At 70.8% G+C, this 26,856-nt stretch carries 24 protein-coding genes, 1 tRNA gene and 1 pseudogene; 20 read left to right on the top strand and 6 right to left on the bottom strand.

From position 1 onward, the window contains the following. Window positions 1-124 precede the first annotated feature (124 nt). The 3 genes from hisI to QSK37_RS00605 are packed head-to-tail and all read left to right on the top strand — an operon-like array spanning window position 125 to window position 1,753. Entirely contained in the window at window positions 125-493 is a 369-nt protein-coding gene (hisI, locus tag QSK37_RS00615; protein WP_285566421.1) for a phosphoribosyl-AMP cyclohydrolase, read from the top strand. Continuing rightward, window positions 490-1,128 (top strand): Trp biosynthesis-associated membrane protein, encoded by a 639-nt coding sequence (locus QSK37_RS00610; protein ID WP_285616785.1) that lies wholly within the window; start codon window positions 490-492, stop codon window positions 1,126-1,128. The genes hisI and QSK37_RS00610 overlap by 4 nt, the downstream gene beginning before the upstream one ends. Continuing rightward, window positions 1,091-1,753, top strand: coding sequence for a winged helix-turn-helix domain-containing protein (locus QSK37_RS00605; RefSeq protein WP_285616784.1), 663 nt, complete (start codon window positions 1,091-1,093; stop codon window positions 1,751-1,753). The genes QSK37_RS00610 and QSK37_RS00605 overlap by 38 nt, the downstream gene beginning before the upstream one ends. Window positions 1,754-1,996: 243 nt before the next feature. On the opposite strand, the gene QSK37_RS00600 is transcribed toward QSK37_RS00605, so the two are convergent. Then, the gene (locus tag QSK37_RS00600; RefSeq protein ID WP_285616782.1) at window positions 1,997-2,329 is read right to left on the bottom strand and encodes a hypothetical protein; all 333 of its coding nucleotides are present in this window, start codon (window positions 2,327-2,329) and stop codon (window positions 1,997-1,999) included. A 10-nt stretch (window positions 2,330-2,339) separates the two neighbouring features. On the opposite strand from QSK37_RS00600, the gene QSK37_RS00595 reads away from it, so the two are divergent. The 15 genes from QSK37_RS00595 (at window position 2,340) to QSK37_RS00525 (ending at window position 20,591) form a co-directional block, all read left to right on the top strand. Beyond that, the gene (locus QSK37_RS00595; protein WP_285616780.1) at window positions 2,340-2,468 is read left to right on the top strand and encodes a hypothetical protein; all 129 of its coding nucleotides are present in this window, start codon (window positions 2,340-2,342) and stop codon (window positions 2,466-2,468) included. Window positions 2,469-2,921: 453 nt separating this feature from the next. Then, window positions 2,922-3,341 (top strand): DUF2752 domain-containing protein, encoded by a 420-nt coding sequence (locus tag QSK37_RS00590; RefSeq protein ID WP_285566416.1) that lies wholly within the window; start codon window positions 2,922-2,924, stop codon window positions 3,339-3,341. 195 nt (window positions 3,342-3,536) lie between these two features. Then, window positions 3,537-4,343 carry an indole-3-glycerol phosphate synthase TrpC gene (trpC, locus tag QSK37_RS00585; protein ID WP_285566415.1) on the top strand — a complete coding sequence of 269 codons (807 nt, stop codon included), beginning with the start codon at window positions 3,537-3,539 and terminating at the stop codon, window positions 4,341-4,343. Between the two features lie 99 nt (window positions 4,344-4,442). Next, window positions 4,443-5,681, top strand: a complete 1,239-nt coding sequence (gene trpB, locus QSK37_RS00580) for a tryptophan synthase subunit beta (protein ID WP_285616778.1) — start codon at window positions 4,443-4,445, stop codon at window positions 5,679-5,681. Between the two features lie 65 nt (window positions 5,682-5,746). Then, on the top strand, window positions 5,747-6,568 hold the full coding sequence (trpA, locus tag QSK37_RS00575) for a tryptophan synthase subunit alpha (protein ID WP_285616776.1): 822 nt from the start codon (window positions 5,747-5,749) through the stop codon (window positions 6,566-6,568). 280 nt (window positions 6,569-6,848) lie between these two features. Further along, on the top strand, window positions 6,849-7,301 hold the full coding sequence (locus QSK37_RS00570) for a MauE/DoxX family redox-associated membrane protein (protein ID WP_285616774.1): 453 nt from the start codon (window positions 6,849-6,851) through the stop codon (window positions 7,299-7,301). A gap of 36 nt (window positions 7,302-7,337) precedes the next feature. After that, entirely contained in the window at window positions 7,338-8,171 is an 834-nt protein-coding gene (locus QSK37_RS00565; protein WP_285616770.1) for a DsbA family protein, read from the top strand. A 110-nt stretch (window positions 8,172-8,281) separates the two neighbouring features. Further along, on the top strand, window positions 8,282-9,430 hold the full coding sequence (gene lgt, locus QSK37_RS00560) for a prolipoprotein diacylglyceryl transferase (protein WP_285616769.1): 1,149 nt from the start codon (window positions 8,282-8,284) through the stop codon (window positions 9,428-9,430). A 16-nt stretch (window positions 9,431-9,446) separates the two neighbouring features. After that, on the top strand, window positions 9,447-10,175 hold the full coding sequence (locus QSK37_RS00555) for a VIT1/CCC1 transporter family protein (RefSeq protein WP_285566407.1): 729 nt from the start codon (window positions 9,447-9,449) through the stop codon (window positions 10,173-10,175). 93 nt (window positions 10,176-10,268) lie between these two features. Beyond that, complete coding sequence (locus QSK37_RS00550; protein WP_285566405.1) at window positions 10,269-11,045, top strand: hypothetical protein; 777 nt, start codon at window positions 10,269-10,271, stop codon at window positions 11,043-11,045. 4 nt (window positions 11,046-11,049) lie between these two features. Next, window positions 11,050-12,213, top strand: coding sequence for a hypothetical protein (locus tag QSK37_RS00545; protein ID WP_285616768.1), 1,164 nt, complete (start codon window positions 11,050-11,052; stop codon window positions 12,211-12,213). Window positions 12,214-12,367: 154 nt separating this feature from the next. Further along, window positions 12,368-13,360 carry a flagellar basal body-associated FliL family protein gene (locus tag QSK37_RS00540; protein WP_285616767.1) on the top strand — a complete coding sequence of 331 codons (993 nt, stop codon included), beginning with the start codon at window positions 12,368-12,370 and terminating at the stop codon, window positions 13,358-13,360. A gap of 415 nt (window positions 13,361-13,775) precedes the next feature. Continuing rightward, complete coding sequence (gene gltB / locus QSK37_RS00535; RefSeq protein ID WP_285618841.1) at window positions 13,776-18,320, top strand: glutamate synthase large subunit; 4,545 nt, start codon at window positions 13,776-13,778, stop codon at window positions 18,318-18,320. A gap of 13 nt (window positions 18,321-18,333) precedes the next feature. Then, window positions 18,334-19,797: a glutamate synthase subunit beta gene (locus QSK37_RS00530; RefSeq protein ID WP_285616766.1), complete on the top strand. Its 1,464-nt coding sequence runs from the start codon at window positions 18,334-18,336 to the stop codon at window positions 19,795-19,797. A gap of 221 nt (window positions 19,798-20,018) precedes the next feature. After that, window positions 20,019-20,591 carry a YceI family protein gene (locus tag QSK37_RS00525; protein WP_285616764.1) on the top strand — a complete coding sequence of 191 codons (573 nt, stop codon included), beginning with the start codon at window positions 20,019-20,021 and terminating at the stop codon, window positions 20,589-20,591. Window positions 20,592-20,627: 36 nt separating this feature from the next. Here QSK37_RS00525 and QSK37_RS00520 read toward each other — a convergent pair whose 3' ends face one another. Together QSK37_RS00520 and QSK37_RS00515 are read right to left on the bottom strand one after the other, a co-directional pair. Further along, the gene (locus QSK37_RS00520) at window positions 20,628-21,758 is read right to left on the bottom strand and encodes a YncE family protein (protein ID WP_285616762.1); all 1,131 of its coding nucleotides are present in this window, start codon (window positions 21,756-21,758) and stop codon (window positions 20,628-20,630) included. 26 nt (window positions 21,759-21,784) lie between these two features. Next, on the bottom strand, window positions 21,785-23,254 hold the full coding sequence (locus QSK37_RS00515; protein ID WP_285616761.1) for an alkaline phosphatase family protein: 1,470 nt from the start codon (window positions 23,252-23,254) through the stop codon (window positions 21,785-21,787). 251 nt (window positions 23,255-23,505) lie between these two features. Here QSK37_RS00515 and QSK37_RS00510 point away from each other — a divergent pair, with 251 nt between their 5' ends. Together QSK37_RS00510 and pyk are read left to right on the top strand one after the other, a co-directional pair. Further along, window positions 23,506-24,063, top strand: coding sequence for a type 1 glutamine amidotransferase domain-containing protein (locus QSK37_RS00510; RefSeq protein ID WP_285616759.1), 558 nt, complete (start codon window positions 23,506-23,508; stop codon window positions 24,061-24,063). Between the two features lie 244 nt (window positions 24,064-24,307). After that, window positions 24,308-25,744: a pyruvate kinase gene (gene pyk / locus QSK37_RS00505; protein WP_285616758.1), complete on the top strand. Its 1,437-nt coding sequence runs from the start codon at window positions 24,308-24,310 to the stop codon at window positions 25,742-25,744. Window positions 25,745-25,867: 123 nt separating this feature from the next. Here pyk and QSK37_RS00500 read toward each other — a convergent pair whose 3' ends face one another. The 3 genes and pseudogenes from QSK37_RS00500 to QSK37_RS00495 form a co-directional block, all read right to left on the bottom strand. Beyond that, on the bottom strand, window positions 25,868-26,449 hold the full coding sequence (locus QSK37_RS00500; RefSeq protein WP_285616757.1) for a transcriptional regulator: 582 nt from the start codon (window positions 26,447-26,449) through the stop codon (window positions 25,868-25,870). Window positions 26,450-26,527: 78 nt separating this feature from the next. After that, window positions 26,528-26,647: pseudogene (locus tag QSK37_RS51390) on the bottom strand (helix-turn-helix domain-containing protein); the annotation flags it as partial. Window positions 26,648-26,714: 67 nt separating this feature from the next. Beyond that, window positions 26,715-26,789: transfer RNA gene (locus QSK37_RS00495), tRNA-Leu, on the bottom strand. Between the last annotated feature and the right edge of the window lie 67 nt (window positions 26,790-26,856).

The following is a 26,856-nucleotide window of genomic DNA, read 5'->3' as shown; positions in this document are numbered from 1 at the left end:
TAAATTTCGGTTAAGGAATTATCGGGTGTCCGGGCGGTGCCCGAGCGGGCCGGCGTTCGGGGCGGCACCCGGCGATCTCGCGTTCGCGCACCCCAGCGACGTTGTCCGGCGGTGAACCGGCACAATGGTTGTCATGTCCCTGGACCCTAAGATCGCTGACCGTCTCAAGCGGAACTCCGACGGTCTCGTCCCCGCCATCGCCCAGCAGTACGACACCGGCGAGGTGCTCATGCTCGCCTGGATGGACGACGAGGCCCTGCACCGCACGCTGACCACCGGCCGCGCCACGTACTGGTCGCGCAGCCGCCAGGAGTACTGGGTGAAGGGCGAGTCCTCCGGCCACCAGCAGTGGGTCAAGGAGGTCGCGCTCGACTGCGACGCCGACGCCATCCTGGTCAAGGTCGACCAGGTCGGCGCCGCCTGCCACACCGGCGACCGCACGTGCTGGGACGCCGACGTCCTCGAGCCGGTCGTGGGCGAGCGTCCGCAGTGACCGGCCGCCGCGAACTCGCCGTCGCCACGTTGCTGGGCGCGGCGGGCGCGGCCGTCATCGTCGGGTTCGCCGGCCGTACCTGGGCGACCGTCGCCGAGCACGCGGGCGGCCTGGAGGCGCTGAACCAGCGACTCTCCGGGCGGTCCCTCAGCGGAGTGATCGCCGCCCTGGGCTGGGCCGGCCTCGCCGGGATCGCCGCGCTCCTGGCGACACGCGGCTGGGTGCGCGTCGCCGTCGGCGCGCTGCTCGCGGCGTTCGGGGTGATCGTGGCGATCGCCTCCCCGGCCGCCGTACGCCACGCCCACGTCGTCGCGACCGCCGGCGAGAAGAGCAACCTGGCCCGGCTGGGCGGCGAGGTCGCCGTCCACGTCAACGCCTGGTGGATCCTGTCGCTGGCCGGCGGCGTCCTGCTGGCCGCCGCCGGGCTGCTCACGATCGTGCGCGGACGCCGCTGGCCGGGAATGTCGGCCCGGTACGATCGCCCCGGCGCCGCGCCACCCGCCGGCGACGACCCCGCGTCGTTGTGGAAGGCACTCGACCGGGGCGATGACCCCACCGACGCCTCGTCGCCTGGCGGCACCCGGACGGAGGGCCGAGATGCACACCCCGGCGGAGACCGACCGAGACGGGCGTGAGGGGATCGTGCTCGTCGTCGAGCACGATCCCGGCGTCGCCGACCTGGCGCGGCTGTACCTGTCACGCGAAGGCTTCGACGTGCACGTGGTGACCGACCCGGCGTGCGCCGCCGCGCAGGCCCGCCGGCTGCGGCCGGACGCCGTCGTGCTCGATCTGTCCACGGGTGCGGGGGAGACCCTCATCCGCGAGCTGGGCGACACGCCGGTCGTCTGCGTCGTCCCGGACGGCGAGACGGGCACGAGCCCGTACGCCGTGCCACGCCCGTTCAGCCCGCGCGTCCTCGTCGCGATGGTCGCCCGCGCGCTGCGCGGCCAGGCACCCGACCCCGCGCGCGAGGGACTCCTGCGCGCGGGCCAGGTCACGCTCGACACCGCGACGCGCACCGTGACGGCCGCCGGCGCGGCCAAGTCGCTGACGGCGACGGAGTTCGACCTGCTGGCCTTCCTGATGGAACGACCGGGCCGCGTGTTCACCCGCGAACAGCTCCTCGCGGCGGTGTGGGGCTCGGCGGAGTCGGCCGGCACCCGCACCGTCGACGTGCACATCGCCCAGCTCCGCGCCAAACTGGGCGCCCTCAGCCCACTGCGCACGGTCCGCGGCATCGGCTACGCCGCCGACCCGTGATCGAGCCGGCGAGGCTCGGGGAGGGGCCACGGGAGCCGGTCAGGAGCCGGCGCGCAGCCCGTGCCCCGCTGCACCCCGCGTGCTCCGCGGCTCCGGAGGCCTTCACCGCCGGGTTCTCCACAGCCGTCCGACCGTCTTCCGCTGATCGAGCACGGGTCTGGACAATGAGAGTGGAGTCGACTCCTGGGCGGGCTTCGGCAAGGCGATCGTCTCGGGAGGAGAGCAAGCACGGCCTCTGGTCGATCACAGTTCCCTGATCGCGGTGCAGCATCTCCTGCGGGACCGATGGGCGGCCTCGCAGATCTGCGACTCCTGGCACGTGTGCCGGCTCCGCAGCGTCTCACCGAGGCGGCTACAGGGATGCGCGAGGGCGGTGACGAAGACGTCGAGGCCGACCGAGTAGCGAAGTCTGCGGCGCTCGGCTTCAGCGCCATCGGGTGCGCGGACCGGCGGATCGCGCACCTGCGGCGTGGTCGCGGTGGCGCTCGGGAATCTTGGCAGCCGAAGCGTCGCGGTGGAACCCGGGCCGGATGGGGGCTGGCGTTCGGAGCAGTAGACGGCCTCCGATGAGTCCATCGGGTGGCCGGTGTCGACGGCCATCGATGGTGATGCGTTCGGCCGCGCGATCAGCGCCTGCATCGGCACCGGACCCCGCGCCGTGGCCTATGTCCGCGCCATCAGCCGGGTGGCCGGTGCCTACCGCCACCGATGGTGATGCGTTCGGCCGCGCGATCAGCGCCTGCACCGGCACCGCACTCCGCGCCTGCACCGGCACCGGCACCGGCACCGCACTCCGCGCCGTGGCCTACCCCTGCGCCATCCGCACCCACGCCCGAGGACTTCGCCGGGGTTCGCGCCACCGGCCCGGCCAGCGCCACCCGGCGCGCTGGGGCGCCCGCCCGGCCTGGTCGTCGCCGTCGCCACCGGCCGGCGGGTCCGGCCGGCAGAGGGCGGCCGCACGCGCTGCGAGTCGCCGCCGGAGGCGGGCGGGGGGTCACCCGGCGGGCCGGGGTCGGGGCGGTTCCGGTTCGGCGGATTTCCCTTCGCTTGCGTTCGGGCTTTTTCGGTCGGCCGCTTTGCCGTCGGTGGGCCGGTCGGGCTGGAGCGCTCGCACTCGGCGGACGCGGATCGCCGTTCGCGCGCCCGTCTCGCGGCCTAACCTTGGGGTGTGACCACCGTGCGTACGTGGAGAGGGAGTCAGAGCCGCTGGGCGCCGTACGCGGTGCTGGCCGTCGTCGCGGGGGCCGCCGGGTACCTCGCGGTCGTCGACCCCAACCAGCCCGGCCACTACCCGACCTGCCCGTTCTACGCCATCACCGGCTATTACTGCCCCGGCTGCGGCTCGCTGCGCATGATCCACGCCCTCACGCACGGGCACGTGGCCGAGGCGTTCGGGCGCAACGCGCTGGCGTTCGTGACGCTGCCGCTCCTCGCCTATCTGTGGGTCCGGTGGGCGGTCGCCCTCCGGCGCGGGCGGCCGCTGCGCGCCGGCATCCTCCGGCCCTGGTTGATCATCATCTTTTCCGTGGTCGGCATCGTTTTCTGGATCGTCCGTAACCTGCCCGCCGGGCATGCTCTCGCTCCCTGACCGAGTACCCGGGGCGGGGACGGCGGTTCGGCCGGGCTACGATCGGGAGACACGACGTCACGAATGAAGGGGACCGATCACGTTGAGCGGAGCGGACCGAAGGGCCTTCGGGGCCCGCTCACGGGGCGTCCTTCGTCGGTCCCGCGAGCGAAGCCGCCATGCCCAGTGGGTCGCTCGTGCGGGCGAGGAGGCCAGGTGACCGTTCTCGATGACATCCTCGACGGGGTGCGAGCCGACCTCGCGGAGCGCCAGCAGGCGGTCTCGCTCGACGCGCTGAAGGAGATGGCCGTCCACGCGCCGTCGCCCAAGGACGGCCACGCCGCGCTCCGCGGCCAGGGCGTCGCCGTGATCGCCGAGGTGAAGCGCAGCAGCCCCTCCAAGGGCGCGCTCGCCGCGATCGCCGATCCGGCCGCGCTCGCCGCCGACTACGAGTCCGGCGGCGCCTCCGTCATCAGCGTGCTGACCGAACGCCGCAGGTTCGGCGGCGACATCGACGACCTCGCGCAGGTGCGCAACCGCGTCGACGTGCCGGTGCTGCGCAAGGACTTCATCGTCACCTCCTACCAGCTGTGGGAGGCCCGGGCGTACGGGGCCGACCTCGCGCTGCTCATCGTCGCGGCGCTGGAGCAGCAGGCCCTGATCTCGCTGATCGAGCGGGCCGAGTCGATCGGCCTCACGCCGCTCGTCGAGGTGCACACCGAAGAGGAGTTGTCCCGGGCGGTCGACGCCGGGGCGCGGGTCATCGGCGTCAACGCGCGCAACCTCGCGACGCTGGAGGTCGACCGCACCGCCTTCGCCCGTATCGCGCCGAAGATCCCCTCCAACATCGTCAAGATCGCCGAGTCCGGCGTACGCGGGCCGCACGACCTGCTGGCCTACGCGTCCGCGGGCGCCGACGCCGTTCTCGTCGGCGAGAGCCTCGTCACGGGGAAGGATCCCCGATCGGCCGTCGCCGACCTCGTCGCCGCCGGAACCCACCCGGCATTGCGCCAGGGCAAGTAGGGTATGGCCATGAGCCTGCGCGAGCGATGGCGTCGATCCGCGTCACTACCGACCGGATAGGCCCCTTTTTCTTCTTCACACGCGACAGGACGACAACTCATGACCACGCATGCCACGGGCATTTCGCTGCCCGATGTCTCGGGCCACTTCGGCCGCTTCGGCGGGCGGTTCGCCCCCGAGGCGCTCATGGCCGCCCTCGACGAGCTGACCACCGCCCACGCCAAGGCGATGGCCGATCCGGGCTTCCGCGGTGAGCTCGACCATCTGCTCGCCACGTACGCGGGTCGGCCCAGCCTCCTCACCGAGGCCAGGCGCTTCGGCGAGAAGGCCGGCGTCCGCGTGCTGCTCAAGCGCGAGGACCTCAACCACACCGGCTCTCACAAGATCAACAATGTGCTGGGGCAGGCCCTCCTCACCAAGCGGATGGGCAAGACCCGCATCATCGCCGAGACCGGCGCCGGCCAGCACGGCGTCGCCACCGCGACGGCCGCGGCGCTGCTCGGCCTGGACTGCACGGTCTACATGGGCGAGGTCGACACGGTGCGCCAGTCGCTCAACGTCGCCCGCATGCGCATGCTCGGCGCCGAGGTCATCCCGGTGACGACCGGCAGCCGTACGCTCAAGGACGCCGTCAACGAGGCGTTCCGCGACTGGGTCGCCAGCGTGGACCACACCCACTACTGCATCGGCTCGACGATGGGCCCGCACCCGTTCCCGATGATGGTCCGCGACTTCCACCGCGTCATCGGCGAGGAGGCGCGCCGGCAGGTCCTGGAGCTGACCGGCCGGCTGCCCGACGCCGTCACGGCCTGCGTCGGCGGCGGCTCCAACGCCATCGGCGCCTTCCACGCGTTCGTGCCCGACGAGAGCGTGCGCCTCTACGGCTTCGAGGCGGGCGGCGACGGCCTGGACACCGGACGGCACGCCGCCACGCTCGCCGGCGGGTCGATCGGCGTGATCCACGGCATGCGCACCTACCTGCTGCAGGACGACGACGGGCAGACCCTCGAGACGCACTCGGTCTCGGCCGGGCTCGACTATCCGGGCGTCGGCCCGGAGCACTCATGGCTGCGCGACAGCGGCCGGGCGATCTATCAGGCGGTCACCGACGCCGAGGCCATGGACGCGTTCGCGCTGCTGTGCCGTACGGAGGGCATCATCCCGGCGATCGAGTCCGCGCACGCGCTCGCCGGCACGCTGCGGATCGGCCCGGAGCTCGCGGCCGGCGCCGACGAGGAGCCGATCGTGGTGGTCTGCCTGTCCGGACGCGGTGACAAGGACATGCACACGGCCGCCGAGTGGTTCGGGCTCGTCGGCCGGGACGGGGGCGCGCGATGAGCGAGCGAAGCGAGCGAATCAACGGGCACGCGCCGGTGGTCACCCCCTCCGACGAAGGAGGTCCCATGAGCGGCGGACGTACGGTCGCGACGGCGTTCGACAAGGCCGACGCGGAGGGCCGCGCGGCCCTCGTCGGCTATCTGCCGGCCGGCTTTCCCACCTATGAGGGGTCGATCGCGGCGGCCAAGGCCATGGTCGAGGCGGGCTGTGACGTCATCGAGATCGGCCTGCCCTACTCCGACCCGGTGATGGACGGCCCCACGATCCAGGACGCCGTCCACCAGGCACTCGTCGGAGGCGCCCGGGTCGCCGACGTGTTCCGCACCGTCGAGGCGGTCGCCGCCACCGGCGTGCCGACACTCGTGATGACCTACTGGAACCCGGTCGACCACTACGGCGTCGACGCGTTCGCCCGCGACCTGGCCTCGGCCGGCGGCGCCGGGCTGATCACCCCAGACCTCACGCCGGAGGAGGGCGGCGACTGGCTGGCCGCCGCCGACGCGCACGATCTCGACCGGGTGTTCCTCGTCGCGCTCAGCTCCACTGACGAACGCCTCGCCGAGATCACCGAGGCCTGCCGCGGTTTCGTCTACGCCGCGTCCCTCATGGGGGTGACCGGCGCCCGGTCCGCCGTCGACACGGGCGCGGCGCGGCTGGTCGAGCGCACCCGCAAGGCCACGCCGGCGGGCATGCGGCTTCCGGTCGGCCTGGGCCTGGGCGTGAGCAACGGCGCGCAGGCCGCCGAGGTCGCCGCCTTCGCCGACGGTGTCATCGTCGGCTCCGCCTTCATCCGCCGGCTGCTCGACGCGCCGTCGCCGCAGGAGGGACTGGGCGCCGTACGCGCGCTCGGAGAGGAACTCGCCGCCGGCGTCCGGCACCGTCCGTAACGGGCGGTAAGCCCGGTTCTCGGCGTGCGACGCCCCGGTGCCGCGGGGCGTCCTCGGCCCACCGCGTACGGTTTCGGCTGTCCGCGGTGGGCCAAAGATCCGCCTGATACCCCCTTGATCACTCACGGCGCGCGGCAAAGTGACAGGATGTGCCCGCGTGCTTGACGGCACACTTATGGCTCACCGCCTATGCTGGCGCGCGGCCGGATCGCGAGACCGATAGGAAACGACTGTGGCTGGAGAAGCAGCGGCCGCCGGAGGCGCAGCGAGATTCCCGCAAGTGCGGGAATGGATCACCCTTGTGGTGCGTGTCCTCCTCGCGGCTATTCTCGGTATTGCGGGATACGCCAAGTTCAGTGAGGCCTCGGGGCTGCAGAAGGTGGCGGTGTCCTCCTACCGGATCCTGCCGCAGAGCATGGTCGGGCCCGTCGCGCTCGGTCTTCCGGTGCTGGAGATGGCGCTCGCCGCGCTGATCCTCATCGGGTTCGCGACGCGGACGATGGCGATCTGCGTCGGCGTGCTGTTCATCGTCTTCATCGCCGGGATCATCTCGGTATGGGCGCGCGGACTGACCATCGACTGCGGCTGCTTCGGTGGTGGAGGCCAGGTCGCCAAGGGCCAGACCCACTATCTGCGGGAGATCTTCCGGGATACCGGGTTCCTCGTCCTGGCCGCCTGGCTGATGGTGTTCCCGCGCGGCAAGCTCGCGCTCGACCGGTGGCTCGGACTGTAGCCGCCACAGCTTCCACGAATTCTCAGAGGAGACCAGATGAGTAAGGCCGCTCGACAGCGGTCGGCCCGCGAGCGGCTGGCGGAGGAACGCAAGAAGCAGGCGCAGAAGCAGCAGCGGATGCGTCGGCTGATGATCACCCTCAGCGGGCTGGTCGTCGTGGCGTTGGCCGTGGTCATCACGGTGTACTTCGTCAACAAGAAGGACGCGGGCTCCTACACCGGTGCGCTCGCCCCCACGACCCGTCAGGCCGACGGGGCGATCCTCGCGTCCAAGCCGGGGGCCAAGGCGCCCAAGCTGGAGCTGTTCGAAGACTTCCAGTGCCCGATCTGCCATGAGTTCGAGAAGTCCAGCGGCGCCACGATCAAGCGGCTCGCCGCGGAGGGCAAGGTCAACGTCCTCTACTACCCGTTCTGGCTGTTCAAGCAGCAGGCCGAGCCGATCAAGGGCAACTCCCAGCGCGCCGCCAACGCGGCACTGTGCGCGCCGGCGGACAAGTGGATCCAGTACCACGACGCGATCTACAAGCACCAGCCGGCCGAGGGCTCGAACGGCTTCTCGAACAAGGACCTGATCGGGTGGGCCAAGGACCTCGGGTTCGACACCCCGCAGTTCGAACAGTGCGTCAACGGCGGCCAGAAGCAGAGCCAGATCGACAGCATGACGAACTACGCCGAGCAGACCCGCCAGGTGACCGGCACGCCGACCGTCTTCCTCAACGGCCAGTCGGTGGACCTCAACAGCACGCTGCTCAACGCGAAGAACCTCGAGAAGGCCATCCTCGCGGCCAAGCCGGTGGACATCTCACCGAGCCCGACGGCGAGCGGTTCGGCGACTCCGTCCACGAGCCCGTCCGCGACGCCCAAGAAGTAACGAACGCGACGAATGCCCCGTTGTCGGCCGGTCGTGCACCGGCCGACGACGGGCACTTCGCCACCTGATCGTCATCGCCCCGTACCCCAAGGCCGGTAGTGTCACATCCCATGCAGCAGCCGCTCGCCTCGATTCCCAGCCCGTCTCAAGGGGTCGTCCATCTCGGGCCCCTGCCCTTGCGCGGATACGCCCTGATGATCATCCTCGGGGTGATCGTCGCCGTATGGCTCGGGGAGCGGCGCTGGGTCGCGCGGGGCGGCACCGCCGGCACCGTCGTGGACATCGCGGTCTGGGCGGTCCCCTTCGGACTCGTCGGCGGCCGCCTCTACCACGTCATCACCGACTACCAGCTCTACTTCGGTAAGAACTGGCACCCCGTCGGGGCCCTGGAGGTCTGGAACGGCGGCCTCGGCATCTGGGGCGCCGTCGCCGCGGGCGCGCTCGGCGCCTACCTCGGCTGCCGTCGCCGCGGCATCTCCCTGCGCGCCTTCGCCGACGCCGCCGCGCCGGGCATCGCGCTGGCCCAGGCCATCGGCCGCTGGGGCAACTGGTTCAACCAGGAGCTGTACGGCCGTCCCACCAAGCTTCCGTGGGCCGTGAAGATCGACCCCGCGCACCGTCCGGCGAATACCCCGGACATCGCCACGTACCACCCCACGTTCCTGTACGAGTCGCTGTGGTGCATCGGGGTGGCCCTGCTGGTCATCTGGGCGGAGAAGCGGTTCCGCCTGGCGTACGGCCGCACCTTCGCGCTGTACGTCGCGGCCTACACGGTCGGCCGGGCGTGGACCGAGTGGCTGCGCGTCGACCCCGCCCACCACGTCCTCGGTCTGCGCCTGAACGACTGGACCGCGCTGATCGTCTTCCTCGGCGCGGCCGCCTACATGTACTTCTACCGCGACCGTACGGAGATCCCCGAGGGCGCCGTCGGCGCGCCCGCGCCGGAGACCGAGCCCGGATCCGAGCCGGAGACCAAGTCCGACGCCGAGCCCGGATCCGAGAGCGTGGCCGCCGCCGGGGCTGAGGAGCCCGCCGAGGAGGAGGCCTCCGAGAAGGCTCCCGAGGAGGAGGCCTCCGAGAAGGCTCCCGAGGAGGAGCCCGGCGAGGAGGAGCCCGACGCCGAGGCGTCCGACGACGCCGAGACCCCTGAGGTCGCCGACGCCGAGGACGAGGCCGAGCAGGACGGCGAAGACGCCGGCAAGGACGACGGCAGGGAGAAGGCCTCGACCGGCGCGGAGCCGGGCGAGGGAAAGCAGTGACCCCCGGGGGGAGTACATGAGTGCCGTCGAGGGGGCGGCGAGCCGCCCGCGCGCCGAGATCCACCATGAGCACCGTGACGTCACCGGCGGGTGGCTGCGCCCGGCCGTGTTCGGTGCCATGGACGGCCTGGTGTCCAACTTCGCCCTGATCGCGGGGGTGGCCGGCGGCCGCGTCCACCATCAGGTGATCGTGCTCACCGGTCTGGCCGGGCTGGCGGCCGGCGCGTTCTCCATGGCGGCGGGGGAGTACATCTCCGTCGCGTCCCAGTCGGAGCTCGCGCAGGCCGAGATCGAGGTCGAACGCCGTGAGCTGGAGCACAACTCCGAGGCGGAGGAGCTCGAGCTCGCCCAGCTGTACGAGGCGCGCGGTCTGGACCCGGAGCTGGCCCGTGAGGTCGCCCGGCAGCTGTCCCGCGACCCCGAGGAGGCCCTCGGCGTCCACGCCCGCGAGGAGCTCGGCATCGACCCCGGCGACCTGCCGTCGCCGGTGCTCGCCGCCGGGTCCTCGTTCCTGTCGTTCGCGATCGGCGCGTGCCTGCCCGTCCTGCCCTATCTCCTGGGCGCGGAGAGCCTGTGGCCGGCCGCGGCGCTGGCGGCGATCGGGCTGTTCGCGGCGGGAGCGCTGGTCTCGCGGGTGACGGCGCGGTCGTGGTGGTTCGGCGGCCTGCGGCAGCTGGCCCTCGGAGGTGCCGCGGCGGCCCTCACTTTCGGGGTCGGATCCCTGATCGGCACGAACACCGTCTGACGTGCGATAACCCTTCCTCGGGCGGCCGGGCGGCGTGAGGCACCCGGCCGATATGGACTTGCCGGGGTCCGACCTTCGCTAAGCTCACCGCTCGTGAGCGAGATGGGATACGTCGACGCCGAGGAGCGGGAGCGGAAGCCCTCGCGCAGGCGCCGTCCGGCACGTGGGTCCAACCGCAACCTTCTGATCATCGGTGGTGCGGCGGTGGTCGTGCTCATCGTGGTCGTCGTCATCGCCATGGTGACGATGGGCGGCGGTGACGACAAGAAGGGCCAGGCGGCCGCCGCCGCGCGGGTGACGCCGAAGGTGTACGTCAACACCCCGGCCAACTCGCTGGTCAACAAGCTCAACGAGCGTAGCAAGGACAAGCGCCCGCTCAACAAGAGCGAGGTCTTCGGCGACGACGCCAAGTCGGTCAGCCACGGCAACTACCACTTCACGCTGGTGGGCTCGCAGCTGTCGGACTGCGCCTCGGTGACCTGGGGCCAGGAGCTCCAGAACGACCTGCGCAAGTACGGCTGCACGCAGGTGGCGCGCGGCGCGTACGTCAGCCAGGACAAGAAGTACCTCGGCCAGTTCGTCGCGATGAACCTCGAGCAGCTGCAGGGCGCCGAGCAGGTCGTCCGCGACCTCGACCCGAACAGCAAAGCCGGCTTCGTCTCCCCGCTGGCCGCCCAGGGCGCCGAGAACTTCGGCAGCGGGTTCAGCGCGGCCTACAGCCAGTCCTTCGGCCACTACGTGGTCATCAGCTGGGTCGAGCGGGCCGGCGGCGCGCAGCCGCAGACCATGAACGAACTGCTCGACGCGAGCATCGCCATCGAGAGGGCCGACGACTTCGTCTGGGAGCGGCTCGTCCTCGCCGGCGGTTAGCGGGATGGCCGGTCGGATCGGCCCACGGCGGAGCCGGGACGGGCGCCGCCGCGGAGGGCCCCCGCCGCCGTACGAGGGAGCCCCTCCGTACGACGGAGGGCCGCCCCCGTACGAGGAGGCCCCTCCCTACGGCGGAGGCTTCCCGCCCCGGTACGACGGAGCGCCGCCCTACGAGGGCGCGCCCGAGTACGAGGAGGCGCCGCCGTACGGCGAAGCACCCCCGTACGACGCGGCGCCGCCGTACGGCCACGAGCCCCGTTACGACGCGGGCCCGCCGTACGGTGAGGAGCTCCCGTACGACGCGGCGCCGCCGCACGGCCACGAGCCCCGTTACGACGCGGCTCCGTCGTACGGCGAGGAGCCCCCGTACGACGCGCCCCTTCACCAGGACGGGCCGCACGACGAGGAGGCTCAGGGACCGCCGCGACGCCGCCCGCCACGGCGTGCGGAGTTCCCGCCCCTCGCCTACTTCGTCGCCGCCGGTGTCGTCGTGCTCGTCGCCGTGATCGTGGTGGTCGCCGTGACGGTCTTCGGCGGTGACGACGGCAAGCCCGGCACGGCGCCGCCGCCCTCGGTGGCGAACGTGCGCACCGAAGGGCCGGGCGCGTCCGCGTACTCCCAGGCGGCCTCGACCGCGGCGTTCAACGCGATCGCCGACCGTAGGAAGGACGCCAAGCCCCTCACCGCGGCGGAGGTCTTCACCCCCAAGAAGATCACCGATGACGACGCGAAGGCGACGCTGAAGCTGACCGCCTCCGAGCTGGACGCGCAGTGCCTGCCGTCCGTCTGGGGTACCCGGCTGGCCGGGGTGCTCCAGCAGGCTCGTTGCACCCAGGTAGCGCGCGCCACCTACTCCGACGACCGGTTCGCCGCGATGGTCACGATCTTCAACCTGGCCGACGCGCGTGGCGCCGACCAGGTGGTCGCCCAGGCCGACCCGCGCACGGGCGGCGGCTTTCCGCTCGTGCCGCCCCGTTCGGTGGCGTTCGGGCGGGCCTTCAGCACGGCGCGCGGCGTCGCGATGGGCCACTACGCGGTGATCACCTGGGTGCAGCGCACGGACGGTTCGGGCGACGAGAGCGACGCCGCGCTGCTGTCCCTGCTGGTCACCACGGGCCGCCCCAACGCCGTGCTCATACGCGCGACCGGTACGGGTCAGCACTCCTAGGGATTTCCCGGAGCCCACGGCCCACCGGGGAACGAGGAACTCCCGAGCCCGGCACGCCGCGAACAACAGGGCGGGAACACGGCAAACGCCGCGAACCACGCTCTAAGCTCTATGCCAACCACCGACGCGCGGTGTGTTCCCCCGAGGAGATCCGATGAGTTACCCCTACCCGCCGATGGATCCTGGCCAGCCGCCCTCCGGAGGCCAGCCGTGGGGCACTCCTCCGCCGGGTGGGTACGGGACGCCGCCGGGTGGGGGATACCCGCAGTCGCCGATCTCGGGCTGGCAGGGACCGGAGACACTGCCGGGCGGCCCGCCCATGGGCCAGCCCCCGATGGGGCAGCCGCCGATGGGCCAGTTCCCTCCGCCCAAGAAGAGCAGCGCGGGCCTCATCACCCTCGCGATCGTCGGTGCGCTGATCCTCGTCGGCGGTGTGCTGGGCGGGGCGTACTACCTGGCCGCCTCCGGGGGCAGCGACGGTGACGAGGCGTCCTCCAGCGCCTCGGCGACACCGCGTAGCTCGTCCTCGGGCGGAGCGCCGCCGGCCGCCTCGAGCGGCGCGGGCAAGCCGGTGACCTACAACTCGATGAAGTCCTGGTCGCTGTGGGACTCCCTGAACACCGCGAGCAAGGACTCCAAGCCGCTGACCCTCGATGAGGTGTTCGCCGACCCCGAGGCCAAGTCGTACAAGGACAGCAGCGACAACACCGTCTTCAACGTCCAGGGCACGGGCCGGCTCGACACCAACTGCGTCGGCACCGTGTCGGGCTCGGCGCTGCAGACGGCGCTGCAGGGCTACGGCTGCACCCAGGTGGTCCGCGCGGCGTACGTGTCGGCCGACCAGAAATGGGTGGGGCAGATGGCGATCTTCAACCTGAAGGACGTCACCTCGGCCAACGCGTTCATCGACGATCTCGACCCCAAGGCGAACAAGGGCTTCTTCCTGCCCGTCACCGGTCCTTCGCCGGTGGACAAGTTCGGCACGTCGACGACGGGCGCGGAGAGCGGCGCGTACGGTCACTTCGTCGTGGTCGGCTGGGCCGGGCGCGCGGACGGCGGCCACGGCGACAGCTACGGCATCGACACGATCAGCCCCAGCTCGACGGTGCTCCAGGCGGGCAAGCAGTTCCTCTTCCACCGCCACTGATCTCCGTCCGGCGCGGCCCCCGCTTTTCGGTCTTGTCCTTTGGGGCCCGCCGGCGCCCGGCGCACCGGCCGCCGGGCGTGGCAGGAGGGCTCCCGGGATCCGGCGGCGCGGCCGGGCGTGGCTGCGGCATCGTCCGAGGCAGGAGAGCGCATGCGGACGGTAAAGTGGCACCTGATGCGCCAGGCGGCCGCCGTCCGGGGGAGTGATCGGCATCACCGTGCCGACTCGCTTTTCGGGGGAATTTATCCGTGTACGCCGTGCATTGAGGCTGGATGGGCGCAGTTAAGTAAGTTTCGCGATCATGTCGCGTCGGGGATGAAACAGACAGTGCTGTAACCTCTAGTCACCGCAGCAGGGCCAACGTCGTCCCAAGACTGCACTGATGAAGGAGCAGACCGAGACGACGGGAGGGCTGATGGTGCCTGCCGCCATGACTCCAGGTCAAGGACGCGTTGAGCGTCAGGGCCTTTACGACCCGGCCAACGAGCATGACGCCTGTGGCGTCGGCATGGTCGCTGACCTGGGCGGACGTAAGAGCCACGATATCGTGGTCAAAGCCTTGACCGTCCTGCGGAACCTCGATCACCGTGGCGCCAAGGGCGCCGAGCCCGACGACGGCGACGGTGCGGGGATCCTCACCCAGATCCCGGACGAACTCTTCCGCGAGGCCGTGGACTTCACGCTGCCCGAGCTCGGCGCGTACGCCGCGGGCATCGCGTTCCTGCCAGCCGACGCGGGCGAGCGCGCCGAGGCCGTCGAGACGATCGAGCGGATCGCCGACGAAGAGGGCCTCACCGTCCTGGGCTGGCGGGAGCTGCCGTACGACCCGCACTTCTGCGGGCCCACGGCGCGCCGGGTCATGCCGCACTTCGCCCAGCTGTTCCTCACCGCGCGCAGCGGCGCACGCGAGCTGGAGCTGGACCGCCTCGTCTTCTGCGCCCGCGAGCGCATGGAGCAGGACGCGCGGGTTTACTTCCCGAGCCTGTCCAGCCGCACGATCGTCTACAAGGGGATGCTGACCACTCCGCAGCTGGAGCCGTTCTTCCCCGACCTGTCCGACCGGCGGTACGCCAGCGCGATCGCCCTGGTGCACTCGCGGTTCTCCACCAACACCTTCCCGGCCTGGGAACTGGCCCACCCGTACCGCTTCATCGCGCACAACGGTGAGATCAACACGGTCAAGGGCAACCGCAACTGGATGCGGGCGCGGGAGGCGCTGCTGTCCTCCGACGTCCTCGCGGGCGACCTGTCGCGGATCTTCCCCGTCATCGACATCGACGCCAGCGACACCGCCTCGTTCGACGAGTGCCTCGAACTGCTCCACCTCGGCGGCCGGTCGCTGCCGCACGCGGTGCTCATGATGATCCCCGAGGCCTGGGAGAACCACGCGGAGATGGACCCGGCGCGCCGGGCCTTCTATGAGTTCCACTCCACCCTGATGGAGGCCTGGGACGGCCCGGCCAGCGTCACCTTCACCGACGGCACCGTCGTCGGCGCCGTGCTCGACCGCAACGGCCTGCGCCCGGGACGCTTCTGGGTCACCGACGACGGCTTCGTCGTCCTGGCCAGCGAGGCCGGCGTGCTCGACATCGAGCCGTCCAAGGTCGTCCGCAAGGGCCGCCTGCAGCCCGGCCGGATCTTCCTCGTCGACACCGCGCAGGGACGCATCGTCGAGGACGACGAGATCAAGGCCGAGCTGGCCGCCGAACACCCGTACGAGGAGTGGCTGCACGCCGGGCTGATCCGCTTCGAGGAGCTGCCGCAGCGCGAGCTGCAGCACACCACGCACGAGACCCTGGTCCGGCGCCAGCAGATCTTCGGCTACACCTCCGAGGAGCTGAAGATCCTCCTCGCGCCGATGGCGCGCACCGGCGCCGAGCCGATCGGCTCGATGGGCACCGACACGCCCCCGGCCGTGCTGTCCAGCCGCTCGCGTCAGCTGTTCGACTACTTCAAGCAGCTGTTCGCGCAGGTCACCAACCCACCGCTCGACGCGATCCGCGAAGAGCTGGTGACGAGCCTGCAGTCCACCCTCGGCCCGGAGGGCAACCTGCTCGCGCCCGGCCCGCACTCGTGCCGGCGGCTCGTGCTGCCCACGCCGATCCTCGACAACGAGGAACTCGCCAAGATCCTCCACGTGAACGACGAGGGCGACCTGCCCGGGTTCGCCCCGTACGTGGTGTCCGGCCTGTACGACGTGGCCGGCGGGGGAGCGGCGCTGTCGCAGCGGCTCGAGGAGATCTGCGACGAGGTCTCGGCCGCGATCGAGAACGGCGCGCGCATCCTCGTGCTGTCCGACCGCGGCGCCGGGCACTCCCGCGCCCCGATCCCGTCGCTGCTGCTCACCGGCGCGGTCCACCACCACCTGATCCGTGAGAAGAGCCGTACCCGGGTCGGCCTGGTCGTCGAGACCGCCGACGCCCGCGAGTGCCACCACATGGCCCTGCTCATCGGGTACGGCGCGTCCGCGGTCAACCCCTACCTCGCCATCGAGACGGTCGAGGACCTGGTGGAGGCCGGCGACCTCGCCGTCGACCGGACCACCGCGGTGCGCAACCTGGTCAAGGCGTACGGCAAGGGCGTACTGAAGATCATGTCCAAGATGGGCGTGTCCACGGTCGCCTCCTACACCGGCGCGCAGATCTTCGAGGCGATCGGCCTGGGCGCCGAGGTCATCGACGAGTGCTTCGCCGGCACCACCTCCCGGCTGGGCGGCGTCGGCTTCGACGTGCTCGCCGAGGAGGTCGCCCAGCGGCACCGGCGCGCGTACCCGCCGAACGGCAACGGGCCCGCGCACCGCACCCTGGAGGTCGGCGGGGAGTACCAGTGGCGCCGCGAGGGCGAGCACCACCTGTTCAACCCCGAGACGGTCTTCAAGCTCCAGCACTCGACCCGCACCCGCCGCTACGAGCTGTTCAAGGACTACACCCGGCTCGTCGACGACCAGGCGGCCCGGCTGATGACCCTGCGCGGGCTGTTCGAACTGCGCGAGGGCGCACGGCCGCCGGTGCCGATCGAGGAGGTCGAGCCGGTCGAGTCGATCGTCAAGCGGTTCTCTACCGGCGCGATGTCCTACGGCTCCATCTCCGCCGAGGCGCACGAGAACCTCGCCATCGCGATGAACCGCATCGGCGGCAAGTCCAACACCGGCGAGGGCGGGGAGGACCCCGAGCGGTTCATCCCGGACGGCAACGGCGACCTGCGCCGTTCGGCGATCAAGCAGGTGGCCTCCGGCCGGTTCGGCGTGACGTCGGAGTACCTGACCAACGCCGACGACCTGCAGATCAAGATGGCCCAGGGGGCCAAGCCCGGCGAGGGCGGCCAGCTCCCGGCGCACAAGGTGTACCCCTGGATCGCCAAGACCCGGCACTCCACACCCGGCGTCGGCCTCATCTCGCCGCCGCCGCACCACGACATCTACTCCATCGAGGACCTCGCCCAGCTCATCCACGACCTGAAGAACGCCAACCCCGCGGCGCGCGTGCACGTCAAGCTCGTCGCCGAGGTCGGCGTCGGCACGGTCGCGGCCGGCGTGTCCAAGGCGCACGCGGATGTCGTGCTCATCTCCGGCCACGACGGCGGCACCGGCGCGTCACCGCTGACCTCGATCAAGCACGCCGGCGCGCCCTGGGAGCTCGGCCTCGCCGAGACCCAGCAGACGCTGCTGCTCAACGGCCTGCGCGACCGCATCGTCGTGCAGACCGACGGGCAGATGAAGACCGGTCGCGACGTGGTCATCGCGGCGCTGCTCGGCGCCGAGGAGTTCGGTTTCGCCACCGCGCCCCTCGTCGTGTCCGGCTGCGTCATGATGCGCGTCTGCCACCTCGACACCTGCCCGGTGGGCGTCGCGACCCAGAACCCGGAGCTGCGCAAGCGCTTCAGCGGCAAGCCGGAGTTCGTCGTCAACTTCTTCGAGTTCATCGCCGAAGAGGTGCGCGAGTACCTGGCCGCGCTCGGCTTCCGCAGCATCGACGAGGCGATCGGCCACGTCGAGCTGATCGACACCGCCAAGGCCGTCGACCACTGGAAGGCCTCCGGCCTGGACCTCACGCCGATCCTGCACAAGCCGGACCTGCCCGAGGGCACGCCGCTGCGCAACACCACCGGCCAGGACCACGGCCTGGAGAAGGCACTGGACAACACGCTGATCCAGCTCGCCGAGGGCGCCATCGCCTACGGGCACGCCACGAAGCTGGAGATGCCGGTCCGCAACGTCAACCGCACCGTCGGGACCATGCTCGGCCACGAAGTCACCCGCAAGTGGGGGGCCGGCGGACTGCCCGACGACACGATCGACATCACCTTCACCGGATCGGCCGGTCAGTCGTTCGGCGCCTTCGTCCCGCGCGGCGTCACGCTCCGCCTCATCGGCGACGCCAACGACTACCTCGGCAAGGGCCTGTCCGGCGGGCGCATCACCGTACGGCCGCCCGCCGACTCGCCGTTCGCCGCCGAAGAACAGATCATCGCCGGCAACGTCATGCTGTACGGCGCCACCTCCGGCGAGGCGTTCATCCGCGGGGTCGTCGGTGAGCGGTTCTGCGTCCGCAACTCCGGTGCCACCGCCGTCGTCGAGGGCGTCGGCGACCACGGCTGCGAGTACATGACCGGCGGCCGGGCGGTCGTGCTCGGCCCGACCGGCCGCAACTTCGCGGCCGGCATGTCCGGCGGCATCGCCTACGTGCTGGACCTGCACCGTGAACGCATCAACCTGGAGATGGTCGACCTCGAACCGCTGGAGGAGGACGACCGCGCGTACCTGCGCGACATCGTCACCCGCCACCACGCCGAGACCGGCTCGGAGGTGGCCGCCGGGCTGCTCGCCGACTGGGACGCGGCCGTGACGCGCTTCGGAAAGATCATGCCGCGCGACTACAAGCGTGTGCTGACCGCACGGGCCAGGGCCGAGGCCGAGGGCCGCGACATCGACGAGGCGGTCATGGCCGCCAGCAACGGGTGAAGGGGGAGACGACATGGCCGACCCGAAGGGGTTTTTGACCCATCAGCGCGAGCTCCCGAATCGTCGCCCGGTCGACGTGCGGATCCGTGACTGGCGCGAGGTGTACGAGGACTTCCCCGAAGGCTCGCTGAACAAGCAGGCGGCACGCTGCATGGACTGCGGCATCCCGTTCTGCCACAACGGCTGCCCGCTGGGGAACCTCATCCCGGAGTGGAACGACCTGGTCCACCGGGGCACGTGGCGCGAGGCGATCGAACGCCTCCACGCCACGAACAACTTCCCGGAGTTCACCGGCCGGCTCTGCCCGGCGCCGTGCGAGTCCGCGTGCGTGCTCGGCATCAACTCCGACCCCGTCACGATCAAGCGGGTCGAGGTCGAGATCATCGACCGGGCGTTCGCCGAGGGCTGGGTGACGCCGCAGCCGCCCGCGGCCCGTACGGGCAAGAAGGTCGCGGTGATCGGCTCCGGCCCGGCCGGGCTGGCCGCCGCCCAGCAGCTCACCCGCGCCGGCCACGACGTCGTCGTGTACGAGCGCGCCGACCGGATCGGCGGGCTGCTGCGCTACGGCATCCCCGAGTTCAAGATGGAGAAGGCGCATCTGGACCGGCGGCTCGCGCAGATGCGCGCCGAGGGCACCGAGTTCCGCACCTCGGTCAACGTCGGCGTCGACGTGACCGCCGAAGAGCTCCGCGCGTCCCACGACGCCGTGGTGCTGGCCGGCGGCGCCACCGTCTGGCGCGACCTGGCCGTCCCCGGCCGCGAGCTGGACGGCGTCCACCAGGCGATGGAGTACCTGCCGCCGTCCAACCGGGTCCAGGAGGGCGACCTGGCGGCCTCACCGATCAGCGCCGAGGGCAAGAACGTCGTCGTCATCGGCGGCGGCGACACCGGCGCCGACTGCATCGGCACGGCCGTACGCCAGGGCGCGCGCTCCATCACCCAGCTGGAGATCATGCCGCGGCCGCCCGAGGCGCGGCCCGCAGGCCAGCCGTGGCCGACCTACCCCATGCTGTTCAAGATGGAGTCGGCCCACGAAGAGCTGCACGGCATGGGCGGCGACCGCGCCTACGCGGTGAACACCCTGGAGTTCGTCGGCGACGAGAACGGCCACGTGAAGGCCCTGCGCGTCGTCGAGGTCGAGGGCCCGGAGACCCGCTTCAAGCTGATCCCCGGCACCGAGCGGGAGATCCCGGCCGAGCTGGTCACGCTCGCCATGGGCTTCCTCGGCCCGCAGCGCGAGGGACTGCTCGACCAGCTCGGCGTCGAGCTGGACCAGCGCGGCAACGTCGTACGCGACGGCGCGTACGCCACCTCCGTCGACGGCGTCTTCGCCGCCGGCGACATGGGCCGGGGCCAGTCGCTGATCGTCTGGGCGATCGCCGAGGGCCGCTCCGCGGCGGCCGGCGTCGACCAGTGGCTCATGGGCCGCACCGCCCTGCCGACCGCGATCCCGCCGACCGCACGGCCGCTCGTCTGATCGACACCTGACGCCCTGCCGCACCCTCCGGGGTACGGCAGGGCGTCTGTCATTTCACGGTCTCGCCGGCGCCGAAATCCCCCTGTCGCGGCGGAAGTACGGACAGACCGACCACTTACCACGAGTGCCCTCTGTGACGCGAATCGACGGTTGATGTGCGTTCTTGCCGCCGTTTCAACTAACCTGGTGCGCTCTACAGCGCGGCTTCGGGAAAGAAGGACATGACGGAGACCATTACCGCACCGGAGATCACCGCCGGCACCTGGCGGATCGATCCGGACCACTCGGAGATCACCTTCAGCGTCCGGCACTTGATGACGACCGTGCGCGGCGTGTTCACCGAGTTCGGCGGACGCATCGACATCGCCGACGACGTCTTCGCCTCCACCGCCGGCGCCGAGATCGTCATCGCCTCCATCGACACGAGGAACGCCGAACGCGACGAGCTCATCCGCTCCTCCCAGATCCTCGACGCGGCGAACCACCCGGCCATGACCTTCGCGACGACCGCCGTCGCACCCGCCCGCACCGGCCGCCGGGCCCGTCATCCCCGCTACACCGTCGACGGCGACCTGACGATCCGCGGCGTCACCCGCCCGGTCAGCCTGCTCACCGAGTTCCACGGCGCCGGCACCGACCAGCGGGGCGGCCTGCGGGCCGGCTTCACCGCCTCCACCCGCATCTCGCGCTCCGACTACGGCATCGAGTTCAACGTCCCGCTGCAGGGCGACCGGCTCATGCTCGGCGACGAGATCGAGATCGGCCTGGAGATCCAGGCCGTGCACGGCTCCTGACCGGTCAGATCTCTTCCTGCGAAGAGTTACCGCGCATCACGACGGCGTACGGCCGAAAACGATCCCGAGCGGAGCCGCGCCGACCGGCTTGGTGCCGGTGCCACCCGCGATCGTCGCGGAGACCGTGCCGGAGGCGACGTCGATCACCGAGACGCTGCCGGAGAAGATGTTCCCCACCCACACCTCCGAGCCGTCCGGCGTCACCGCGACCGACGCGGGCAGCTTCCCCACAGCGATCGTCGCACGCACCCGGCCGCTCGCCGTGTCGGCCACGGCGACGGTGTTGTCGTTCATCTGCGCGATGTAGGCCTTCGTGCCGTCCGGGGTGACGTCCACCGCCCACGGCTCGTCACCCGCGGCGATCCGGCCCCGTACCCGGCCGGTCGCCGTGTCCAACACCGACACCCGCCCCGCGGGCGGCTCGGCCACGTACAGCCTCCGCCCGGCCGGGTCGAGCGCGATCCCCTGTGGGCAGAACGGGTCGCGGATGGACCGCACCACCGTGTCGCTCGCCACGTCGATCACCGCGATGCCGCCGTCGTGGGAGACGTACGCCCGCCGGCCGTCCGCGCTGAAGACCACCTGGCGTGGGGCCGTCCCCGCGCGGATCTCCCGTACCACCTGGTCGGTGGCCGGGTCGATCACCGCGACGACGTCCGAGCCGCCAGGGCCGGTGTCGCCGCCGGTCACCGCCGCGTACACCTTACGGCCGTCGGGGGAGACCGCGACGTCGCGCGGGAACGGGCCGACGTGCACCGGCCGGGTCTCGCCGGTGACCGTGTCGGCGACCAGCACGTCGTACTGGCCGGTGTCGGCGATGTAGACCTTGCGGCCGTCCGGCGCGACCGCCACGCCCTGCGCCGCGTCGGTCACGATGTTCCGCCCCACGGCCGTCCGCGTCGCCACGTCGAGCGCGACCACCCGGTAGTCACCGGCCAGCGCGACGTACGCGCGGTATTCACCGGCGGCCAGCCGGGACGCCGACGGCGGCCTCGGCTGCGGGTCCGGATCCCACCGGGGCATGCCCGGAGCGCTGTTGACCGGCCTCGGCCGCGGCGGGCCCGGCCGCCCCCGCGTCGCCCCGGCCGGTATCGCCAGCGCGAGGAGACCCGCCGCGCCACCGGCCATCAGGAAGAGGCGCTGCCGCCGTGATGTCTGCTTCGGCACGTCGAATCCCTTCTCGCTCGGCGTGTTCACCCGCGCGGCCGAGGCAGGGCCTGGGTGCGCGGCCCGGGGCGGGGCCGGGGCCGTGGGCCCTTCTCCTGCCGCGGCGGTGTCTGGTCCTCTTCGGGGAAGAGCGGGGCCGGCAACGCCGCGACGTCGCGCACGGCCTCGTCCAGGCGCCGCTTGGTGCCCGGCAGCCGCGGCGGACGGCCCGGCACCGGGAACCCCAGGGCCGAGGTCAGATCGCCGAACGCCGTACGCCGCCACGCGCTGAGGTTCGGGACCCGTACGCCGGTCAGCCGTTCGAGGAACCGCAGGACGGACGTATGGTCGAAGGGCTCACGGGCGACCCAGCCGCCCATGGTCCACGGCGAGATGAGCAGGCACGGCACGCGGAACCCGCCGCCGATCGGCAGGCCCGCCACGAACTCCTCCGGCGTGCCCGCGGGCGGCACCGGGGGAGGGACGTGGTCGAACAGGCCGTCGTTCTCGTCGTAGTTGAGGATGAACAGCGTCTTTCGCCACACGTCCGGGTGGGACGCGATCGCGTCGATCTTGCTCGCGACGTAGTCGGCGCCGGCCGCCGGCGTGTAGTCGGGATGCTCGGACTGGAAACTCGTCGGAATGATCCACGAGACGGTCGGGAGCCGGTCGTTCGCGGCGTCGTACTCGAACTGGCCGGCCGCGTACGTGCGCAGGCCGTTGCGGAACAGCGGGGACGCCGTGGAGGCGTTCTGGAACGCCGCGAAGTACTCCAGGACGTTGCAGCCGTAGTTGTCGACCTCCTGGTAGACCTTCCAGCTCACGTCCGCGGCGGTCAGCGCCTCCGGATACGTCGGCCAGGTGAACGGGTGCGGGTCGCGGTTGCTGATCACCGGCCCGCCCCGCGTACCGCCCGGGTCGATCGTGGCGGTCATGTGGTAGAGGCGGTTCGGCCAGGTCGGCCCCAGCACCGAGCAGAAGTACTGGTCGCACACGGTGAACGACTCCGCCAGCGCGAACTGGAACGGGATGTCCTCCCGCGTGTGGTAGCCCATGACGTACGGGGCGTTCACGCCGTCCGCGGCGCGGTGCGCGGGCAGCCAGTTGTCCATCCGCCCGGAGTTCCAGGCGCTGTGCTGCACCGACCACGCGTGGCTGGTCGAGGGGATCGCCTGCGCGTTGCTCGTCCGTGTGTCGAGGTGGAACGGCAGCAGGTAACCGGCCGGGTTCACCACGTCGGGCTGGTAGAACACCGGACGGCCGGTGCTCAGCGTGATCGCCTCCGGGTCGGAGAATCCCCGCACCCCCGGAAGAGTCCCGAAGTAATGGTCGAACGAACGGTTTTCCTGCATCAAAATCACGACGTGCTGGATATCGGAGAGTTTCCCTTTGACGTCATCCGGAGTGCCGGCCATCGCCCGTCGTACGTTCGGCGGCAGGAACTCCGCGGCGAAGGCCGCCGCGGCGGCGATCGCGCCCGCCCTGCTGAACAGACGGCGACGGGTCAGGTCCGGCATCTGTCACGCTCCCGTACGGTCGGAATCTCGAAAACCCCCACGACAAAATGGCGCATGAAACGGGGCGGACGCAAATCATCGCCGGAATGCCATGACATTTAATTCGAAAAGGAACGACAAATTAGGTCATGAGCGCCGGCCTCTGCGCGGTGACGCGTGTCACCCGCCGCTCCCGCGCCTCCGTGCATGACGGGCCCCATCGAGGGCAGGGCTCACAGGAGCGAACGATCCATCAGGGGAGGTTCCAACTCATGAGCACACAGTTGCAGGGCAAGACGATCGCGTTCCTCGTCGCTCCGGACGGGATCGAACAGGTCGAGTTGACCGAGCCCTGGAAGGCGATCGAACAGGCGGGCGGCACGCCCCGGCTCGTCTCCACCAAGTCCGGCGAGGTCCAGGGCCGCAACCACCTGGAGAAGGCGGACACCTTCCCGGTCGACGCGACCGTCGACGAGGTGTCGGTCGACGACTTCGACGGCCTGGCGCTGCCCGGAGGCGTCGCCAATCCCGACTTCCTCCGGATGAACGGCAAGGCCGTCGCGTTCGTACGCGCGTTCTTCGACGCGGCCAAGCCGGTCGCCGCGATCTGCCACGCGCCATGGACCCTGGTCGAGGCCGACGTCGTACGCGGCCGGACCCTCACGTCCTGGCCGAGCCTGCGGACCGACATCCGCAACGCCGGCGGCACGTGGGTCGACGAAGAGGTGAAGGTCTGCACGGCGGGGCCCAACACGCTGGTGACCAGCCGCAAGCCCGACGACCTCAAGGCGTTCTGCCAGGAGGCGGTCGAGGTGTTCGCGTCGGCATGATCCGTGGTCGTTGCCCGGGGACTCGAAGGTCCCCGGGCGTCCGTCCCGGCGGCGCCGCCCGACGGCGCCGCCGGGAGGTCCCGTGAGGTCCCGTGAGCGTGCGGCGGCGGGCGTCCGCGAGGGTGTCCGGTTTCCGACCGCACGAGCCCCACACCCCGTTCGGTCTAGACCATTGGGTGAACAGCGGGCAACGGTGACCTGCACGAATACACGTACTCGTCGGTAACTACCTAAAGTTGTAGATGTGAGTCGCCGAGCAAAGATCGTCAGCACCATAGGCCCCGCCTGCTCCAGCCCTGAGCGCATCACCGCGTTGGTGGAGGCCGGCATCGATATCGCCCGGCTCAACATGAGCCACGGCACCCAGCAGCAGCACGAGGACGTCTACCGCCTCTTGCGCGAGGCCGCGAACACCACCGGCCGCGCCCTCGGCATCCTCGCCGACCTCCAGGGTCCCAAGATCCGGCTCGGCACCTTCGCCGACGGCCCCGTACGCCTCACTCTCGGCGACGAGTTCACCGTCACCACCGAAGACGTGCCCGGCGACCGCTCGCAGGTCTCCACCACCTACGGCGGCCTCCCCGGTGATGTGGGCGCGGGCGACACCATCCTCATCGACGACGGCCGCGTCGTCCTCAACGTCACCGCCGTCGAGGGTCCGCGTGTCCGCACCCGCGTCCTCGTCGGCGGCATGGTCTCCAACCACAAGGGCCTCAACCTGCCGGGCGTCGCCGTCAGCGTGCCCGCCCTCACCGAGAAGGACGAAGAGGACCTCCGCTTCGCCCTCCGCCTGGGCGTCGACATGGTCGCCCTGTCCTTCGTCCGCACCCCCGAAGACGCCGAGCCGGTCCGCCGCATCATGGACGAGGAAGGCCGGGTCGTCCCCGTCCTCGCCAAGATCGAAAAGCCGCAGGCCGTCGAGCACCTCGAAGAGATCGTCGAAGCCTTCGACGGCATCATGGTCGCCCGCGGCGACCTCGGCGTCGAGCTCCCGCTCGAGCAGGTGCCCATCGTCCAGAAGCGCGCCATCGAGCTCACCCGCGAGAAGGCCCGCCCCGTCATCGTCGCGACCCAGATGCTCGAGTCGATGATCAGCGCCCCGCGGCCCACGCGCGCGGAGGTCTCCGACGTCGCCGGCGCCGTCTTCGAGGGCGCCGACGCGGTCATGCTGTCCGGCGAGACCAGCGTCGGCGACTATCCCATCGAGTCCGTGCAGACGATGAGCCGCATCGTGTGCGCCGCCGAAGAGACGACGCTGCGCGCGACGCACTCCCTCGACCGCGTCCCGGAGACCGTCGGCGGCGCGATCGCCCGAGCGGCCGCCGAGGTCGGCGCGACGATCGGCGCGAAGGCCCTGGTGGCCTTCACGATGACGGGCGAGACGGCGCGACGGCTGTCGCGATATCGCTCGCCGATCCCGCTGCTGGCCTTCACCGCCCGCCCGGAGACCCGCAGCCAACTGGCCCTGGTCTGGGGCGTCGAGACGTTCACGGTGCCGGAGGTCTACCACACCGACGAGATGGTGCAGCAGGTCGAGTCGGCCCTGCTGGAGATCGGCCGCTGTCAGAAGGGCGACCGCGTCGTCATCGTCGCCGGCTCCCCTCCCGGCACCGCGGGCTCCACGAACGCCCTGCGCGTCCACCGCATCGGCGACGCCATCGCCCAGGCCCGCCCGATCTGATCTCCTGCCTCAACACCGCCGGTCGAGTGCCGAGGCCGTCCGGACGACGTCCGAGCGCACGGCCCCGACACTGACCGGCGGTCGCCCGAGGCGCCGCCACGGACACGTGAACCGGCCGGCGGCTCAGTATTTGGGTCCCACGAACTCATCCAGCCGCGCCACCGCCTCCTTCTTGGCGATCGAGATGTTGTTCCGGTTGGATCGCTTCCACTCGATGCCGAGCCGGTCAAGCGCATCCGTGAACAGCCGCATGATGTCAGCGGATTCGTTCGTGAAGAAATACCGCGGGTACTCATACCAGCGGTCGCCGCTCTTCAGCCGGTGCCGCACTCGATTCGTCGAGCGGCTTCCGTCCGAGTGAATCAGTCCACGGACGAAATTCTCGGTGTACTCCGAGACGGCCTCCCTCTGCCATGCCTCCAAGCTGATGGGTCGGTCATGCTTCCTACCGGGGCCATGCTGAGGTAAGAGGCATGGCCAGTGCTTGGAGTGGCTGTTGACCTCTGTGCATCCGGTCAACGGGAGCAGCCGGATCCGGTTGTCCGGCCTGATGGCACGTACGGCCTCGACGCACTCGTCGATCAGTCCCGGGTAGGCATCTGCGCAGAAGATCCGCAGCGCCCAAACCTGCTTCCCAGGGTCACTGACGGGGCTCACACACCCGTCCCCGAGGTAGATCCCGAGCAAGTAGGCATATTTGTCCATGGGGGCGGGAACGGCAGGAGGCGACTCGCAGCGAGGACATGTGCTTCGGAGAGAGTAGAGAGGCTGTCCCCGATCGGTTCGCCGCTGCCATTCGCTGAGTGACGACCGTGAGACGCGGGTGCGTCTGCTCACCTCGCTGACGGTCAAACCCCGGGCGAGAAGTTCTAGCGCGCGAGAGCGCGTCCCGACGTCATACATGCCACACAGTGTTACGTCCGGCTATGACAAAACCGCCGCCCGGGGAGGACGGCGGCTGCCTGAAATGTGCCCCGAGTGGGACTCGAACCCACACTGTGCAGGTTTTGAATCTGCTGCCTCATGCCAATTGGGCTATCGGGGCCTTTATGCGGACATAACCTCATTGCCCGGTTTAGCGCGAGTCGTCTCGTCTTCCGGTGACCCGCGGT

The sequence above is a fragment of the Actinoallomurus iriomotensis genome (assembly GCF_030269445.1).
Lineage (GTDB): Bacteria > Actinomycetota > Actinomycetes > Streptosporangiales > Streptosporangiaceae > Actinoallomurus > Actinoallomurus iriomotensis.
This window is presented reverse-complemented; position numbering and strand designations above follow the sequence as displayed.